General features: G+C 44.6%; 15 protein-coding genes and 1 pseudogene. 13 read left to right on the top strand and 3 right to left on the bottom strand.

The window, feature by feature from the left end; translation table 11 throughout:
• Positions 1-38: 38 nt before the first annotated feature.
• The 6 genes from QF041_RS03455 to QF041_RS03430 all read left to right on the top strand — a co-directional run bounded on the left by QF041_RS03455 (position 39) and on the right by QF041_RS03430 (position 4,420).
• Complete coding sequence (locus tag QF041_RS03455) at positions 39-2,015, top strand: sigma-70 family RNA polymerase sigma factor (protein ID WP_307411906.1); 1,977 nt, start codon at positions 39-41, stop codon at positions 2,013-2,015.
• Between the two features lie 231 nt (positions 2,016-2,246).
• Positions 2,247-2,570: a hypothetical protein gene (locus QF041_RS03450; RefSeq protein WP_307411903.1), complete on the top strand. Its 324-nt coding sequence runs from the start codon at positions 2,247-2,249 to the stop codon at positions 2,568-2,570.
• 398 nt (positions 2,571-2,968) lie between these two features.
• Positions 2,969-3,394, top strand: a complete 426-nt coding sequence (locus QF041_RS03445; RefSeq protein ID WP_307411899.1) for an ABC transporter substrate-binding protein — start codon at positions 2,969-2,971, stop codon at positions 3,392-3,394.
• Positions 3,391-3,738: a type 2 periplasmic-binding domain-containing protein gene (locus tag QF041_RS03440; protein ID WP_307411896.1), complete on the top strand. Its 348-nt coding sequence runs from the start codon at positions 3,391-3,393 to the stop codon at positions 3,736-3,738. Before QF041_RS03445 ends, QF041_RS03440 begins: the two co-directional genes overlap by 4 nt.
• Positions 3,696-3,926, top strand: a complete 231-nt coding sequence (locus QF041_RS03435) for a hypothetical protein (RefSeq protein ID WP_307411894.1) — start codon at positions 3,696-3,698, stop codon at positions 3,924-3,926. Before QF041_RS03440 ends, QF041_RS03435 begins: the two co-directional genes overlap by 43 nt.
• A 143-nt stretch (positions 3,927-4,069) precedes the next feature.
• The gene (locus tag QF041_RS03430) at positions 4,070-4,420 is read left to right on the top strand and encodes an alpha-L-rhamnosidase-related protein (protein WP_307411892.1); all 351 of its coding nucleotides are present in this window, start codon (positions 4,070-4,072) and stop codon (positions 4,418-4,420) included.
• A 161-nt stretch (positions 4,421-4,581) separates the two neighbouring features.
• Here the strand turns inward: QF041_RS03430 and QF041_RS03425 are convergent, their stop codons facing one another.
• Together QF041_RS03425 and QF041_RS03420 are read right to left on the bottom strand one after the other, a co-directional pair.
• Complete coding sequence (locus QF041_RS03425) at positions 4,582-4,806, bottom strand: erythromycin esterase family protein (protein WP_307411890.1); 225 nt, start codon at positions 4,804-4,806, stop codon at positions 4,582-4,584.
• Positions 4,807-4,913: 107 nt separating this feature from the next.
• Positions 4,914-5,816, bottom strand: a pseudogene (locus QF041_RS03420) (erythromycin esterase family protein); the annotation flags it as partial.
• A gap of 541 nt (positions 5,817-6,357) precedes the next feature.
• On the opposite strand from QF041_RS03420, the gene QF041_RS03415 reads away from it, so the two are divergent.
• From QF041_RS03415 to QF041_RS31215, 4 genes are all read left to right on the top strand, one after another.
• Positions 6,358-7,131, top strand: coding sequence for a CPBP family intramembrane glutamic endopeptidase (locus tag QF041_RS03415; protein WP_307416884.1), 774 nt, complete (start codon positions 6,358-6,360; stop codon positions 7,129-7,131).
• 254 nt (positions 7,132-7,385) lie between these two features.
• Positions 7,386-10,004, top strand: a complete 2,619-nt coding sequence (ppsA, locus tag QF041_RS03410; protein WP_307411888.1) for a phosphoenolpyruvate synthase — start codon at positions 7,386-7,388, stop codon at positions 10,002-10,004.
• Positions 10,005-10,805: 801 nt separating this feature from the next.
• Positions 10,806-11,207: a DUF3888 domain-containing protein gene (locus QF041_RS03405; protein ID WP_307411885.1), complete on the top strand. Its 402-nt coding sequence runs from the start codon at positions 10,806-10,808 to the stop codon at positions 11,205-11,207.
• On the top strand, positions 11,164-11,379 hold the full coding sequence (locus QF041_RS31215) for a helix-turn-helix domain-containing protein (RefSeq protein ID WP_373461258.1): 216 nt from the start codon (positions 11,164-11,166) through the stop codon (positions 11,377-11,379). The genes QF041_RS03405 and QF041_RS31215 overlap by 44 nt, the downstream gene beginning before the upstream one ends.
• A gap of 598 nt (positions 11,380-11,977) precedes the next feature.
• Here QF041_RS31215 and QF041_RS03400 read toward each other — a convergent pair.
• Positions 11,978-12,235 carry a phosphatase PAP2 family protein gene (locus QF041_RS03400; RefSeq protein ID WP_307411882.1) on the bottom strand — a complete coding sequence of 86 codons (258 nt, stop codon included), beginning with the start codon at positions 12,233-12,235 and terminating at the stop codon, positions 11,978-11,980.
• A 728-nt stretch (positions 12,236-12,963) separates the two neighbouring features.
• Between QF041_RS03400 and QF041_RS03395 the strand changes: the two genes are divergently transcribed.
• The 3 genes from QF041_RS03395 (at position 12,964) to QF041_RS03385 (ending at position 16,490) form a co-directional block, all read left to right on the top strand.
• On the top strand, positions 12,964-14,100 hold the full coding sequence (locus QF041_RS03395; protein ID WP_307411880.1) for a GntR family transcriptional regulator: 1,137 nt from the start codon (positions 12,964-12,966) through the stop codon (positions 14,098-14,100).
• 163 nt (positions 14,101-14,263) lie between these two features.
• On the top strand, positions 14,264-15,364 hold the full coding sequence (locus QF041_RS03390; protein WP_307411877.1) for a hypothetical protein: 1,101 nt from the start codon (positions 14,264-14,266) through the stop codon (positions 15,362-15,364).
• The gene (locus tag QF041_RS03385; RefSeq protein ID WP_307411875.1) at positions 15,354-16,490 is read left to right on the top strand and encodes a hypothetical protein; all 1,137 of its coding nucleotides are present in this window, start codon (positions 15,354-15,356) and stop codon (positions 16,488-16,490) included. The genes QF041_RS03390 and QF041_RS03385 overlap by 11 nt, the downstream gene beginning before the upstream one ends.
• Positions 16,491-16,509: the final 19 nt, after the last annotated feature.

Genomic DNA, 16,509 nt, shown 5'->3' with positions numbered 1-16,509 from the left:
CCCGAGTTAGCTGTCTATATAACAGGAGGTGAACGACAATGATCGATGCACAGCAACAAATCAACGCCGCACAAAACGGAGATCACGATGCCTTCGTTTCTCTTATAAAGGATCGAACGGATAAGCTGCACCGAGTGGCTCGCCATTATGTACGGGAGTCCAAAGATGCGGAGGATATCGTTCAGGATGCCCTGGTTAAGGCTTATGAGTCACTGCAAACGCTACAGCAAGCCGAAGCGTTTGAGAGCTGGCTTACCAGAATTGTGGTGAACCGGGCGCTCAATCATTTGGAGAAATCCAAGCGTGTTCACCTGAGCGAAGACCCGCAGGCGCAAGAGCCATTGGTCGTTAATGATATCGATCAAACCCTGGATCTGGAGCGTGCATTGGCCAGTCTGAATCCGAAGCTGCGTCAGCTCCTGTTCTTAAAATATAAGAAGGACCTGACCCAGCAGCAAATCGCCCATCTCCTGGATATGCCATTAGGTACTGTAAAAACACAATTACGGAAGGGGCTGGAACATTTGCGCAACGAAATGACTCAAGATTTTCTCGAACGAGACCTGGATACATTACGCCTGCAGTTAAGACAACAGGCAGAGCACCAGTTTGCCGTTTCACGGGATTATGATCTGATCGTCAATGACTATCAAGAGAACACCATGAGGGGAACAGGGAAGGGAGAAGCGGGATTCTTATGGGTTAAAACGGGGAGTGATGACGCCGTTTCTGCCACGCTCTCCAGGGACGGCAACTTGCTAGACTATGCCATTTCCTGGGCCTCATTGGACAACGAGACACGGATATCTGAGGAGGAGCTCAAACAGCAGGCAGAGCAATTCCTGGAAGATCATTATCCCGGCGCACTGCGTGATTTTCCGTATTGTGAGATGGATTGGATGGAAGGGATGTTTGGTTACACACGACAGCAGAAGGCGATGGGGCTGCCGCTTCCTGAGACGGGATGCCTGATTATGGTTCACCCCAGCGGTCGAGTGGTCGCATTTAGGTACTACGGAACCGTTCCAGGGCCAGCACTCCCAACCATGATCACACCAGAAGAGGAACAGATGGCGTGTATGAAGGCGAATTTTTTGCTACATGTGGAATATTGCGTGTTGGACAAAGCCGTGTACACGGATGGTGACGATCAGGTCCATCTTGTTTACGCCCCCCGAAGTAGAGGGCTAATCTATACTGCATCATCACAGGAGGAAGTTCCGACAGCCTATAGGGCAGAAGCTGTCCCCTCTGACCCAAGAACTCTGGACGAGTGGCCAGGTGAGTTCCCGCCCGCACGAAGCCTAGAAGAGTGGATTGGCGTAGACAACGACCAATTTCAGTTAGTACAAGACGACAATATTGGCTCGAACACCAAGTTGATGGTGTGGAAGCAACAGAATGAAGAGCGTCCAGCCAAGAATGACCGGTCTTGGAAGGCCTATTGGGCTGATCAGATGGAGGGAGCGGTCAAGGCGCGAGTAGACAGCCAAACCGGACAACTGATTGACTTTGTTTCGCATGGTAAGCCAGATCAACTAGCTCCATTAACCTGGGATCGAGACGCATGTATAGAAGTAGCTATGGACTATGTCCGAGGACTAGCAGCCGAAATGTTGCCGTATCTCAAGCTTCTAACTGAAGAGACCCACGACGAAGATCGTTTGGAAATCATTCGCTTTGGTGTATATGTTCAAGACGTATCTGTCAGGGATGAATGCTATCAGCTAGCTGTTGACCGCTCTAATGGGAGGGTCAAAAGTTTGATGTCCCCCTCCATAAGGCCAGAACAGTTAAAGAAGCTGGAGACCGTGCCTTCATTTGATTACCAGACAGCCATCCTCCGATGGACGGCACAGGCCAAGCTGCGTCTGCAATGGGAACGGATGCACAATGCTAGGGCGGAAGAGGCCCCGTACGAACTAGTGTATCGAATGATTGGTAGCGAGCACGAGCGGACGCCCGAAGTGCTTGATGCGCATACAGGGAAGTTATACGAAAATACTTTTTACTGACAAACAAAAACATCTAGCCCGAAACTAAGGGCTGGAAGGCATTCAAAAGCCTGCGGACGTAGAACAGCATTGGAAGGAGGTTGGTGTCCATTCCAGAATGCCCATCGATGGTTCCTTATGGAAGGACGATCCCATCCTTTCTTGCTATCCACCGTCCCGTGTATACAAGGTCATCGAGCGAGATCATGCAGGAAGAGCAATGGAGTTTTTGAGAAAGCCAGAGAAGCGGTCTTGCGTTCAACCGTAATATTGCGCGGGGACAGCATGCTGCGAAAGTATTTGTTTCTGGCGGTACTCCAGCTTGCGCGTCACCAACCGGACTTCAAGCGCTGGCATAAGCAGAATGTGAAAAAGGGGGATGGGCAAGATGCAATCTATGTTAAACTTATTGGAAAGCTAGCTCGTATTCTCATTGGTATGGTTCAGCATGGAGAAACGTATCGCAGCCTAACCAGAGCACGCAACAATAACAAAATAACAAAAACCGCACACACTAAGGAAAGAACGACTCACTCACGAATGTTGACCCATTCGCAGGATAAACAGAACGCATAGAGGAACCGAGTATAGCAAGCGTTTATTGCAGCACCTGTAGGATGCAAAGGTAAAAATAGACGTTTAACACAACGTTCTATAGAAATGTCGCGGGACAAGAACATTGTTCCATTCAAAGTCGCTTATATAGCGGTTTTTTTGATTTAAGGAACTAAGTTCTTGTCCCTTGCTGAGGACAAGAACATTGTACCATTGCCGAAAAGGACAAGAACATTGTGTCATTTCCGATTAGGTAAGGATCTAAATAGTATCATGCTGGAATTCATGTCGCATGGCAAAAGAAATTAACATAAAAAGTCGCGTAAATTGCGATTTTTATTTAATGAAACAAGCGCTTTTCTCGAACTGAGGACAAGGACATCGTGTCATAGTCGATTAGACAAATATGATGGAGTTGAATGAGTAGATTGTTAATTAAGGAGGTCGTTTATTACAACAAGGAATTATTACAGCAAGCAGGATATTCCGAGTTTCCGAAGGATTGGCCTTTCTTCCTGGAATTGTGCCAGAAGCTGCAGGCTGCAGGCGTAACTCCAATCGCGATGGGCGATAAGGACCCTTGGATGATCCAATTCGGCATGTATCCGATTGCGACCAATGTCGTGTATCCGGATGAGATGGATTTCGATGTCAAACTGCAAAACGGCGAAAAATCACTGACCTACCCAAAGTGGGTTCAAACCATCTCCAAGTACAAGGAGCTCTATGATAAAAACTATGTGGTTAAAAACTCGCTCGGCATTGGAAGTGCCCAATCTGCACAGCTGTTCATCGACGGGAAAGCAACCATGACCTTACCGGAACATGGGATTATGCTTCCATGACGTCCAAAGGCGCTGCAAAATTTACAAGAGGATTTGCCTCTTTGCCAGATAATGAGCCCGAACAGCCTGTGTTTGTATCAGCTGCAACGTCTGCGGGATACGCTTTGAATGCGAAATCGGCAAATCTGGATGCTGCCAAGGAGGTACTGAACTACCTGTTTGATGGAGAATCAGATCTCTTTAAGGCATTTGTAGAAGCCAACAGTTCCATCAGCGAGTACAAAGACGTAGAAATGGAGAACGAACTGTCTAAGGAAGTCAATGACAACTATCAACAAACCGGAAGCACCCTGAGCCTTACTTGGACGATATTTATCTATATGACTACGCGTTATTCTTTATAGCAACCCTGTACGATTACTACGAAGCGAACGGGGACCGGGATACGCTGGAAGAACTCTGGCCAGTGGCATACGAGCAGATTCACATTTCACTTGCCAGACTAGACGGGCATGGACTTGTACAAGATGATGACACGTGGTATTGCTTCCTCGACTGGCATGATGAACTTAACAAGCAGGCTGGTGCCTAGGCAGTGCTCATTTACAACATGAGAAGAGCGTTGAAGATTGCCCATGATCTGGGAAAATCGGAGCAGGAGGCCTGGATTAGGGTTCAAATACGATATTTATGAGACGAAGAACAGGAATATTTCATTAGTGGGAAGCGAGACAGGTGTCCTGGGCATCTCAGGTATGGATGATTCTTGCCGAGGTTGTTGATGCGCCTCTTGCCAGGAAGCTGCTCGAACGACTGGAACGCAACGAAAATGCCATTGGCATGGCCACCCCGTATATGGTTCATCATTACGTAGATGCATTGGTTCTGAGCGGGCAAAGGGAAAAAGCCATGGAACAAATCCGAAAATATTGGGGCGGCATGCTGAAAAATGGAGCAGACACGTTTTGGGAGTTCTATGACCCGGAAGACAAAACGTTCTCTCCTTACGGCAGTAATTTGGTCAATAGCTATTGCCACGCATGGAGCTGTACTCCAAGTTATTTTATAAGACGATATTTTTCATAGTTAAGATTCAGAACTAAGTTCGAAGGAGCTGACCATGTTAGTTCTTTATTCATTTACTGACGCTAAACGATAGTCCAATAAAAACAGCAGTCTCCCGTTTCGAATGAACGATTCAGAGACTGCTGCTTTTATGTTGGAATCTGCCTTCGACACCCAGACGTTTAGGAAGATCCGTTATGTTGAAATAAAGCTTCTATTGCAACGGGCTGATGCACTTGCAGTGGCTGAAGAGCGCTGGTCCGATCGATATGAATAAACGCATCATAACGATCCGCCATGTTGGAAGGTACATAATTGCCGTAGCGCTCATGATCAGGATTATATACCACACCGATAGCACGGTGGCCAATGACTTTATACAAGACGGAGGATGTATCGGAGAGCATGACCAGGCCATCCCGGCCTTCACCTGCCCGGTGCATGTAATCCTCTCCCAGCTTCCTGGCTGTCCAGGTGGAACAATCATTTTCTCCACAGGATCTCCCCAAGCTCTTCCCGCGAGTACCTCACCCTGATAGGTTCCGAAGCCAACGGCAAACACACGGTGTTCCGGGTCCTCTCGCAGCAGCTGACCCACATTCACCATGCCATCCTGTATCATATCCGTTGCCCGCGCGTCACCAATATGCGTATTGTGCTCCCAGACAATGGCTTTGGCAGATCTTCCATAAAAGGACATGATTCTCTTTAGCGATTCAACCATATGTTTATCCCGAACATTCCAGGATTCCTGACCGCCTCGGACCATCGTACGGTAATAGGCCTCGGAGCTTGAAGTAACCAGCATATTGACCTCAGCATTCAGTTCTTCCTCACTACCCGGATACGCCATGCGCCGGTTCTGCATTTGTTTTAGCAGTTCAACCACTTCATTCTCACAGCTCTCCGAAAGTAATCCTGCCGCGATGCCATAACTCTGATGATCCTTACTGTAAGGATCGAAACAAGCGTATGTACGGCGTGCCTGTTCCAGTTGGGGAGACTTTGTTTCCTCCAAATAACCGATAATGGCCTCCATCGATTCCCACAATGAATACATGTCTATACCATAAAATCCAACCTTCGGACTTTCACTGCTTTCAGTGTGATTCGCTGCATTATGCTCTTTCAGCCACTCGGCAAAATCACAAATATCCGTATTCGCCCACATCCAGGTTGGCCAGCGGGTAAAATCCCCCAGTGCATCGGATGCCGAAGAATCGGATCCCGACATTCCTTTCACATACCGGTTCAGCCGATAAGCAGCAGGCCAATCACCCTCCACGCCGATGATATTGAATCCCTTACTTGCAATCAGTCTCTTCGATAGTTCGGCACGATATCGGTAGAAGTCAGCTGTCCCATGGCTTGCTTCGCCGAGCAATACAATATCTGCATCTCCGATCGCGTCAACCATGCGGTCCAGATTCTCCATGCCATCCAAAGGGATAAATAGGGCGTTCAGTTCTTTCAAATAAGCACTTTGCTCTGATGATTGAGAATCATTAGAATTCATGAAGTTATTCCCTCCTATAGGCGGTATGAGTGAATTATTTCCGAATTGCCCATTTAATAACCAAATTAAGCTTTCGTAGTTTATAATCTTAATGAAGGAACAGGACTTCGTCCTATTGCCGATTACCAGGGTGTTATGCTCAGTTACATCGCGGTGGTGCGGAAGCGGATGGCAACGAACCGATTGCTAAATGAATTAAGTCAGCGATGCGCACCTTTAAAGTCAGGCTACCTTAACCTGGATCTGTTCAGTTCCTCAGCATAACAGAAGATCAGTGTGTCCGTACTGGCAATAAGGGCTGAAAACAGCACCATGCATGATTCGGCAAACGAAAATTTGAGACTAGGTTGAAATGTAGTATTCACATATAACTCATGAGCAGAGAGAGGGGATAACAGTGATTAACCATCTGTTTAGGTTACGTAGAGTTATCGTGAGTATAATGATTATTCTGGTGTCAGCCTCGCTATACTGGCGGCTAATGTTGTGGTTTCAACAAAGTTATATGAAGTCTGGCTATAGCCAATTACATCATCTTCTCATGGGCGTAACTATAACTCTCCTGGTATTGATAACGTTGTATATTGCCGGGAGATGCAGTAAGGAGAACTTAAAATGGAGGGAACATCGTTCATTTAGAACAAAACTAAGTTCATTTATTACCGGTTTTCTAATCTGGCTCATACCCGCAACATTGGGGGTGACACTATGTATCACTCTAGGTTGGAGTAATGTCAGCATATTAAATACTCCTATTAGCGATATGCTGTTAGGTGCTGGACTTCTCATGATTTCCGTTTTTCTCATTGAGGCACTACCTGAGGAATTGATCTTTAGGGGGTTTGTTTTTAAACTTCTGCAATCAATTCTACCACTTTGGTGGTCTGTTGTGATGATTCAAATGGTACTCTTTTCATTGTTTGCCTGGGTAATCGGTGCATTGTATTCTTCAGAACAGATTCAATTTATACCTGGATTTGCTCTAATCCTAGGCTATCTCCGAGCAGTGTCAGGAACAGTATGGGTTGCGATCGGTTTTCATACAGCCATTATGACGTTTGCCCAATTCCTAGATTCAATTCATGGGTATGTATGGATAGAAGGCATGAAAGCACTCCAATTCACGGCCTTTGTATTGTTTCCATCTGCATTAGGCGGAATTTTCTTAAGTTTATATATCCCAAGCCTGATTGGAAGGGGGGTATGCCGTAATTAACTAATGAGAAAAAAGTTATTTAGATTGATAATAATCTTATTAATGGACCTCTCGATCGCGAACATGAAAAAAGAACCTGCCAAAATGCTCAGGTTCTTTTTTCATTGCATATTAACAGTCACAATGATATGATCGGATTGCGTCTATTAAATAATATTAATATATAGTTAATGCATCTTACAATCTAATTGTAACATGCCGGTAAAATCTTGTCAAAGGATTTTTTTTAATTTGGTGGTTAGGAGAGATGTTGAATGAGTTCTTTGGTTCTTAACATCCAGGAAATCAAGAAGACACAGCATTGGCTCGTTGGCGGGAAGGGTTTAAATTTAGGGGAACTCTCAAAAACGAGAGGGATACAAGTACCGGAAGGATTTTGTATTACAACAGTAGGATATCAAAAAACCATTGAACTAAACGAAACATACCAAGCATTATTGGACCGTCTTCGTATGCTAAAAGTAGAAGATCGTGATCAAATTGGTGAAATCAGCGGGCAAATTCGGAAAATCATTTTGGACTCAGAAATTCCTTCCGACGTGGTGGAAGCAGTTAGTCGCTCTCTCTCCCAATTTGGTGATGAACATGCTTATGCGGTGCGTTCCAGTGCGACTGCTGAAGATTTACCACATGCCTCTTTTGCTGGTCAACAAGACACCTTCTTAAATATCATCGGCAAAGATGCAATATTACAGCATATTAGCAAATGTTGGGCTTCCTTGTTTACGGATCGCGCGGTAACCTACCGTATACAAAATGAATTTGACCACAGTCAAGTATATTTATCCGTCATTATTCAAAGGATGATCTTCCCTCACGCTTCAGGGATTATGTTTACTGCTGATCCGATTACATCCAATCGAAAAATGTTATCCATCGATGCCAGTTATGGACTTGGAGAAGCCTTAGTTTCCGGTTTGGTATCAGCGGATTGTTACAAAGTACGGGAAGAGGAAATCACAGATAAAATGATTGCAGCCAAAAAACTGGCTATCTATGGACGAATAGAGGGCGGAACAGAGACTCGAATGATTGATCCTGACCAGCAAAAAAAACAAACGCTTACGGATCAACAAATTCTAAAACTGGCCCAAATAGGAAGACAAATCGAAGCTTATTTTGGTTGCCCGCAGGATATCGAATGGTGTTTGGCCAATGACACATTTTATATTGTGCAGAGTCGGCCGATCACGACCTTATATCCGATTCCTGAAGTATATGATCATGAAAACCACGTTTACGTATCTGTCGCTCATCAACAAATGATGACTGATCCCATGAAACCACTTGGATTATCATTTTACCTGTTAACAACTCCTGCACCGATGCGGACCGCTGGTGGAAGGTTGTATGTTGATGTGACATCAATGCTGGCTTCACCAGCCACTAGAGAAACGATATTAAGTGCTCTGGGACAATCCGATCCGCTCATTCAAGACGCATTAATGACTGTCATTGAGCGAGGCCATTTTATAAAATCGTTACCGAATGACAAAAAAGAAAGCAGTCCCGGTGAGAGTAAAAAAGGCTTGCCGTCTGCCAGTTTTCAAACGCCAATCAATGAAAAAGATCCGACCATCGTTTATGAATTGATTAAGAGCAATCAAGCATCAATCGAAGAGTTAAAACGAGCCATTCACACGAAAGCAGGATCCAATTTATTTGAATTTATTCTGGAAGATATCCAGCGATTAAAGAAGATATTATTTGACCCGCAAAGTTCGGCTGTAATTATGGCTGCTATGGACGCTTCATTATGGATCAACGATAAAATGAACGAGTGGTTAGGCGAAAAAAACGCAGCAGATACGCTTTCCCAATCTGTTCCAAATAATATTACATCGGAAATGGGCCTCGCGCTATTGGATGTTGCAGATGCGATTCGTCCTTACCCGGAAGTCATTGATTATTTACAGGATGTAAAAGATGATCATTTTTTGGAGGAACTCGTAAAGTTTGATGGTGGACGGGAAAGCCGAGAAGCTATTCTCGCTTATCTAAGCAAATACGGAATGCGATGTGCAGGAGAGATTGATCTGACCAGAACTCGTTGGATCGAAAAACCAATGACACTTGTCCCGTTAATTTTGGGTAATATCAAAAATTTTGAGCCCCATGCCAGCAGTCAGAAATTTGAGCAAGGGCGCCAGGAAGCTCTGGAAAAAGAACAAGAGTTAATTGTGCGGTTGAAGCAATTGCCTGATGGGGAACAAAAAGCGAAAGAAACAAAGCAAAAGATCGACCTCATCCGAAATTACAGCGGGTATCGAGAGTATCCCAAATACGGCATGGTTAATCGCTACTTCATTTATAAGCAGGCTTTACTAAGGGAAGCCGAACAACTTGTACAAGCGGGCGTTTTGCAAGAAAAAGAGGATATATACGATCTTACTTTTGAAGAGCTTCACGAAATCGTACGCACCAACAAACCGGATTACCAGATCATTAACAAACGAAAAGACGAGTACAAGGTATACGAAAAACTAACTCCACCCCGTGTTATCACATCTGATGGTGAAATTATAACAGGTAAGTATAAACGAGAAAATCTCCCAGCCGGTGCGATTATAGGTTTGCCTGTTTCTTCCGGAGAGATCGAAGGACGGGCCCGTGTGATCTTAAACATGGAAGAAGCCAAACTCGAAGATGGAGATATCTTAGTCACTGCTTTCACAGATCCCAGCTGGACCCCCTTATTTGTATCCATCAAAGGCCTAGTCGCCGAAGTGGGAGGACTGATGACTCATGGATCCGTTATCGCACGTGAGTATGGACTGCCAGCAGTTGTCGGAGTAGAGAATGCGACCAAGCGGATCAAAGATGGGCAGCGAATTCGGGTTCATGGAACAGAAGGGTATATTGAAATATTGTAACTATCAGACGAACGATTCAAAAGCGTAAGATATACAACAGACAGTGGTTGAGGAAAAAGAATAAAGGTCATTGAGAGTCGCTATTCTAGCGACTTTTCTTGTTTTTAATGGTACAAGTTTTGTCGAAGAGTGGTCAATGCTCGCGAATGGTCGTATATTAATAGTATGTGCATCGTGGAAACAACTATGGACCACTTGCGCAATGATAACGATTATGCCAGTAACAGACACAACTCAATGTTCGTTAATTCAGCAGGCATTGGTAATCGAATTGCATCCTCAAATAATGAGCACTCTTCGTCAAAAGTACCACGACAACTTTTTGTTCGCGAACACCCATGTGTTACCGATCCAAGGTTCAGATATTCTGGAGTTTAAGTTTATATTGGAAATGACGGTAATGAAAGGAGAGCAGAGAAACAGTTCAAATGACGTTTTGCCGAGATGGTCTTAATGGCTATTGTCGAGGGACAAGAACTTGGTTCCTTTGCCGAAAAGGACAAGAACATGGTGTCATTTCGGATTAGGTAGATATCTAAATAGCATCATGATGGAACTTTCATGGCGAGATAAAAGCCACATAAATATAAAACTTCGCTTGAATAACGATTTTTCTGTATCAAGAATAGGTTTTTCGGACCTAACGCAAGAACTTAGTATTTGCTGGAAAGGTTAAGAACATGGTACCATGTCGATTAATATATTAATCTGTTTCATTAAGCTAACGGGCAGGTTTGCATAATAAATTATCTTCATTTAGTGAAAACTACCCGTAAAAATCTGGGAATGAGGGTTTCAGAAATGAAAAGATTTATAGGATCATTGCTAACAGCCATCATTTTCTTGATGGTAATCCAGCCCATTTGTGCAAAGCCAAACGATGAACCATTGAAACGGCTTGTACTTACTTTGTTAGCTCCAAAAATACAGGAACAGATTAACCACTACTACAAAAATAAATCAACTGTATCACCTACGTTTACGCCCTTTTTGGATGGAACTGATGTAGACGTTAAATATCATTCTTCACATATTGATGTTCAGGTTAAAACTATCCCGTATGTAGGACCTCATTTGGATGTTGGACTCGACTCGATGAGGTTTAGTATAGATAACTCGGGATCAATAGTGGTTCTTGAGTATAAGCACATTAGGAATTATGACTTTCCTCCTAACTGGCAAGAAACTATTAAAACGCATTGAACTAACGAAGAAACTATGGCTCAATAATACAAAGAAAGCCAGATCAACGTCCGGTACTTCAGAACCGATCTCTAGTATTGCTTATAAGCTTGGTTTCGAATATCCGGCCAATTTTTCCAAATTTTTTAAATCACAGACGGGGATGTCGCCCAATCAATTTAGAAAATATTAGAGCTGACCGAACAAGTTTGGAATTGACTCCTATGAACACTGGTCAAGGCTCCATTCAGTAGACATTATGAAAGCCCTTAGGCTTCGACCTGGCGCCGGTATTCCACCGACGTCAGGTTGTTTTAGTTTTAGCTCTGGCTGGTTGTCCTCCGTCAAGTCCGCTGTCGAGGGACACGAACTTGTACCAATTGCCGAAATGGACACGAACTTGTTCCCATTTCCGATTAGACAAAAACCTGAATAATGAGTAGATACAACTAAGAAATGCACCGCTGAAGCAGCTAGCCAGCACAGTCCCTGCACCTATAGGTCCATTAAGAGATCATGTGTCGGCAGGTGGTAGCCGCAGCTACAGCTTCGGTGAGCACCTGCGTGCTGAAGACCTGTTGGCAAATGCCCAGTGAAGCTTTGGGTCTTCACGGTTCCGACGATAGCGACGCCAAGGGCGCTGCCGAATTCCCGGATTGTAGACTCTTTTCCAATGGCTAGAGTACCGGTGCCAGTTCGCAACCTAGTTTTTTTTACACTCTCAAGCAAGAACTCAAATCAAGTAAACACATCTCTGAATATGATTTAACATTATTCTGGGTTAAGAAGAATTACCTTTTTTCGTATGACAACCATTTTTGCCAACCGAAAACATAACTCCCAACTAAAATACCACCTAATATATCTGCAACCACGTGCTGCTTGACTAGTACTGTTGAAATAATAATGAGTATAGAATTGATTGCAATAATTAAATGTATAGTACGGTTAAAGACATGACCACCTCTTAACATTAGGTAGCTTGTTAAAACGTGAATGCTTGGAAAACAGTTATAAGGTTGATCCGTCGTATAAACGAATCGAACCAATTGAGCAATTAATCCGGTTTGGTGTGCATCTCCGGGCGTTGAATAGAAGTTTGGAATAGAGCGAAGAAAATATAAGAGATTATCAATCCGCTACATAATGCAATTAATGTTTGAAAATAGACCATTCTGTTCCGAATGCAAGAGCAATCAATACCCCCGTGATGAAAGGATGCCAAATTAAATAGGGGACGATAAAGCCTGGGATAAAGGGAATTAGAACGTCCAAGTTTGTCTGAAGACTAGACACTCGATCTCCCGCCCGGTTCAAGACCCCATAAAAAATATTTAGAATGGGGACTGCTAAAAGCCATAGCAGTGACAACCATTCTGATCTATAGGAGGATTTTAGATTAGTCATGAAATCAACTTCCTTTATTTTAGATTTTGCTTCTTAGAAGAGATGATGTAACTGTTTAAAACATCGAGCCAATGTGTATCAAACTTACATCTTAGGTTGTCGAGAAATCAATTTGATTAACTCGGCTGTAAGTATGGGGAGTGCAACTCCTGAGGGGTCACCGAGCACGATTAGTTTATGGCGCACACGAGAGTAGGGGATCAACACCTGATGATTCTGCGCCCAGAAAAATTGTTTGTCTCCCAAATAAAGAAGGTGAGTCAAGGAATGAAGGATTGACAGGCATTATACGGTTGTTTATTGTACTTATATGTGTAAAAATATATTTTATATATAAAAATATAATGAATGAATTGGTGATGTGATTATCATGAGTACGAATGATCGAATACCGTTGTACCAACAAATTCAAGACTACATCCGCAAATTCATTGCTTCCGAAAATATGAAGCCGGGTGATCGAATACCGACAGAGAAGGAACTCATGGATCGATTTAACGTTAGCAAAATTACAGTTGTGAATGCCCTGACAGGCTTGGCTAACGAGAAATTGATTGCACGCGTCCCGGGGAAAGGAAGCTTTGTCGCGGAAGGCACAGATGCAGCAGACACCGCATTTTCTGAATCTCCGGCAGTAAAGGGAGGCAGATCGAGTACAAGAATGATTGGGGTGATCATGCCTACGATTCACGACTACTTTGCGATTCGACTCATCGAAGGGATCGAGCAGTCACTCAATCAGGAAGGCTATCGCAGCATGATCATGCTGACGCATGGCAACATCGAGAAAGAAAAGGATGCGATCAGGGAGTTAAAGGCACTTGGAACTGAGGGGCTATTAATCTTTCCTGTGGATGAAGGTAACTATAACGAGGAGATTCTCGGCATGAAGATATCCGGCTTCCCTTTTTTGCTGATTGACCGATATTTGCCTGGCGTCGAAACCCATTACATTGCGGCTGATGGAAGGTTGGGCGTGAGGCTGGCCGTTGAACATCTATGGGAGCTTGGACATCGTGATATAGCGATCTGCTCGGATTCTCCATTGCAAACCGTCACGGTCCAGGAGCGGATTGATGGTTATATTGAAGCACTGAAGGATAAAGGAGCATTGATTAACCCTGCACATATGATTACAGATTTCAAACCGCTGTCTGTTCTGAAGGATGCAGAAGCCCATCCATTGTACCGATATATCAGCAACAAGATGGTGACTGCTTATATATCGCTTAACGGAAGGCTGGGGGTTCAGATCTATCAAATGGCTAAGCAAGCTGGTCTTCGCATTCCCGAAGATGTATCGATTGTAAGCTTTGATGACCCCACTTCCATCGTGGAGGAATTCAGTATTTTTACGCATGTAAAACAATTTGAGAGAGAGATGGGAATCCGCGCAGCCAACCAGCTTCTCGAAGTCATTCGGAATAGCCGCGAGATTACGGGCTTCAGCAAAATTCTGATTGAACCTGAACTTGTCGTTCGTCAAACGACTGGAAGCTGTCCCTAATCATCATTTCAATGCTTAAATTCAAGTCCTTTCCGTAGATGTACGGAAAGGGCTTTTTTTTCAAAAAACATATTGAATATATTCTTAATGTATATTATATTTTATGAAATGGTGAATATTTACAACGAAAGACCAATCCAACATGGGCAGGGAGGTCATAGCTGTGGTTAGAGATCGGAAAGAAGAACGAACCGGATTTCAGGAATCAGCACCCTATCATCCTGATTATGATCTGCAAACGGATTTTGTCATGGTCTATGGAATGGACGATACGATGCCGCAACGTATTCAGGAATGGAAGGATAAAGGGTACGTGGTTCATTTAATGACAGGAGTAGCATGGGGGACCTATAACGACTATCTGGACGGGGAAGTAGACGGGGAAACGCACTGGGATGAAGCCCAGATGGATCGCGATGGCGAGATGATTGTCCATGGGAAGGAACCTATTATTCCTTACATGGTCCCAACGGTTTCCTTTGGTAAATATATCGCTGAACGCATACGTGCAGCTGTTGATTCTGGCGTGGAGGCGATCCATCTGGAGGAGCCTGAATTCTGGGTAAACGGGGGGTACTCGGAATCGTTTAAGAGAGAATGGCAGTTGTATTACAAAGAACCCTGGAGTCCGCCTCACTCCTCACCCGATGCACAGTTTCGGGCTTCCAAATTGAAAGCGTATTTATACACACGTGTGTTAGACCGATTGTGTACCGAGATGAAAGATTACGCTCTGAAACGTTACAATCGCATCTTGCGATTCTACGTTCCGACCCACAGCCTGATCAATTATACGCAGTGGCGAATTGTTAGCCCGCAGTCTCGATTGATAGAGCTTCCCTCCGTAGATGGATATATTGCACAAATCTGGACCGGGACATCACGAACACCGAACGTGTATGAAGGGGTGCGCAAAGAACGCACTTTTGAAACCGCTTACTTGGAATATGGTGTCATGCAAGAGCTTGTGCGGGGTACAGACAGACGAATGTGGTTTCTGCATGACCCTATCGAGGACAATCCGAATTATACATGGGCCGACTATAAACAGAACTACCTGAAGACCGTTGCTGCTTCCCTGCTTCATCCCGGGGTTTCCCATTACGAGGTCGCACCTTGGCCGCGAAGAATTTTCAAAGGAACTTATCCTTCCGATGAAGGCACGCATAAAGAGCGGATTCCACCTGACTATGCAACGACATTGCTGCATGTCATGCACACGCTTGGCAGCATGGATCAGGACCGGATTGAAAATGGATGGTGAATCTCCCCGCATTGGTGCATTGATCGCCGACTCGGCCATGTTTCAACGCATGAAGCCTGAGCCGGAGGCACCGAATGCTGGAAAATATGACGGTACAGATCCGGAAGGATTCCAAGCGGATGGCGACACGGAGCTGCTGGATTTCTCTTCATTCTATGGTCTTGCTCTGCCATTGCTTAAACACGGAATACCTGTGAGACCCGTCCAGCTTGATAATGTGAGGCGCTATCCACATTACCTGGCTCCATATCGTGTCCTGCTGTTGAGTTATGAGTACATGAAGCCGGAGCACTCCGATATCCATTATGCACTGGCCCAATGGGTACAGGACGGTGGTGCGTTGATCTATGTGGGAGACGACAGCGACCCCTATCACAACATCCGGGCATGGTGGAATGATGACCAGCGCAGGGAAAGCACGAATACCATATATACCTCACCACGCGAGCACTTGTTTGAACAGCTAGGGCTTAAGGTAGAACAGGAAGGGATTCATCCTGTGGGCAAAGGGGCGGTGCATTGGCTTCCTGTACATCCGGCTGCATGTACGTCAAGTAAAGCGAGTGCAGATCAACTTCGCCAGACTGTGAAAGAAACATGGGAGAGACTACAGGATTCCAACTTCCGTTGGGAAGCCAAGCATTATTTTAAAATTAAACGTGGGCCCTACATCATAGCCTCTGTCCTGGAAGAGTCCATATCCGAAGAACCACTGGTTATCCCAGGTCCGGTGGTGGACTTGTTCGATCCTGACCTGCATGTTCGGCAAGAAGTAAGGTTGGCTCCTGGTGAGCAAGCACTGTTATACGACATTACGGCCGGAAGGCCACAGCAAGACAAGGTGAGCCTGATCTCTGCCTCTTCCAGAATTGAAGATCTGACGATAACGAATACAGGTTTTCAATGTGTAGCCAAGGGTCCGACCAACATGCAGGCCACTGCCAGATTCTATTGCCCATTTGAACCCATATCCGTTTGCAGTATAGATCAACACCAGACTGTACCTGCCGAATGGAAATGGGATTCAAAATCGAAAACCGTACTGCTGAACTATGAGCATGGCAGCAAGAACAAGGTGGAGATTCAAGTAAGGTGGGATCGTGAGAATGCAAAAGCAAAAGCTTGATGAACGAGAGGAGAGAACA

The organism is Paenibacillus sp. W2I17 (assembly GCF_030815985.1).
Lineage (GTDB): Bacteria > Bacillota > Bacilli > Paenibacillales > Paenibacillaceae > Paenibacillus.
This window is presented reverse-complemented; position numbering and strand designations above follow the sequence as displayed.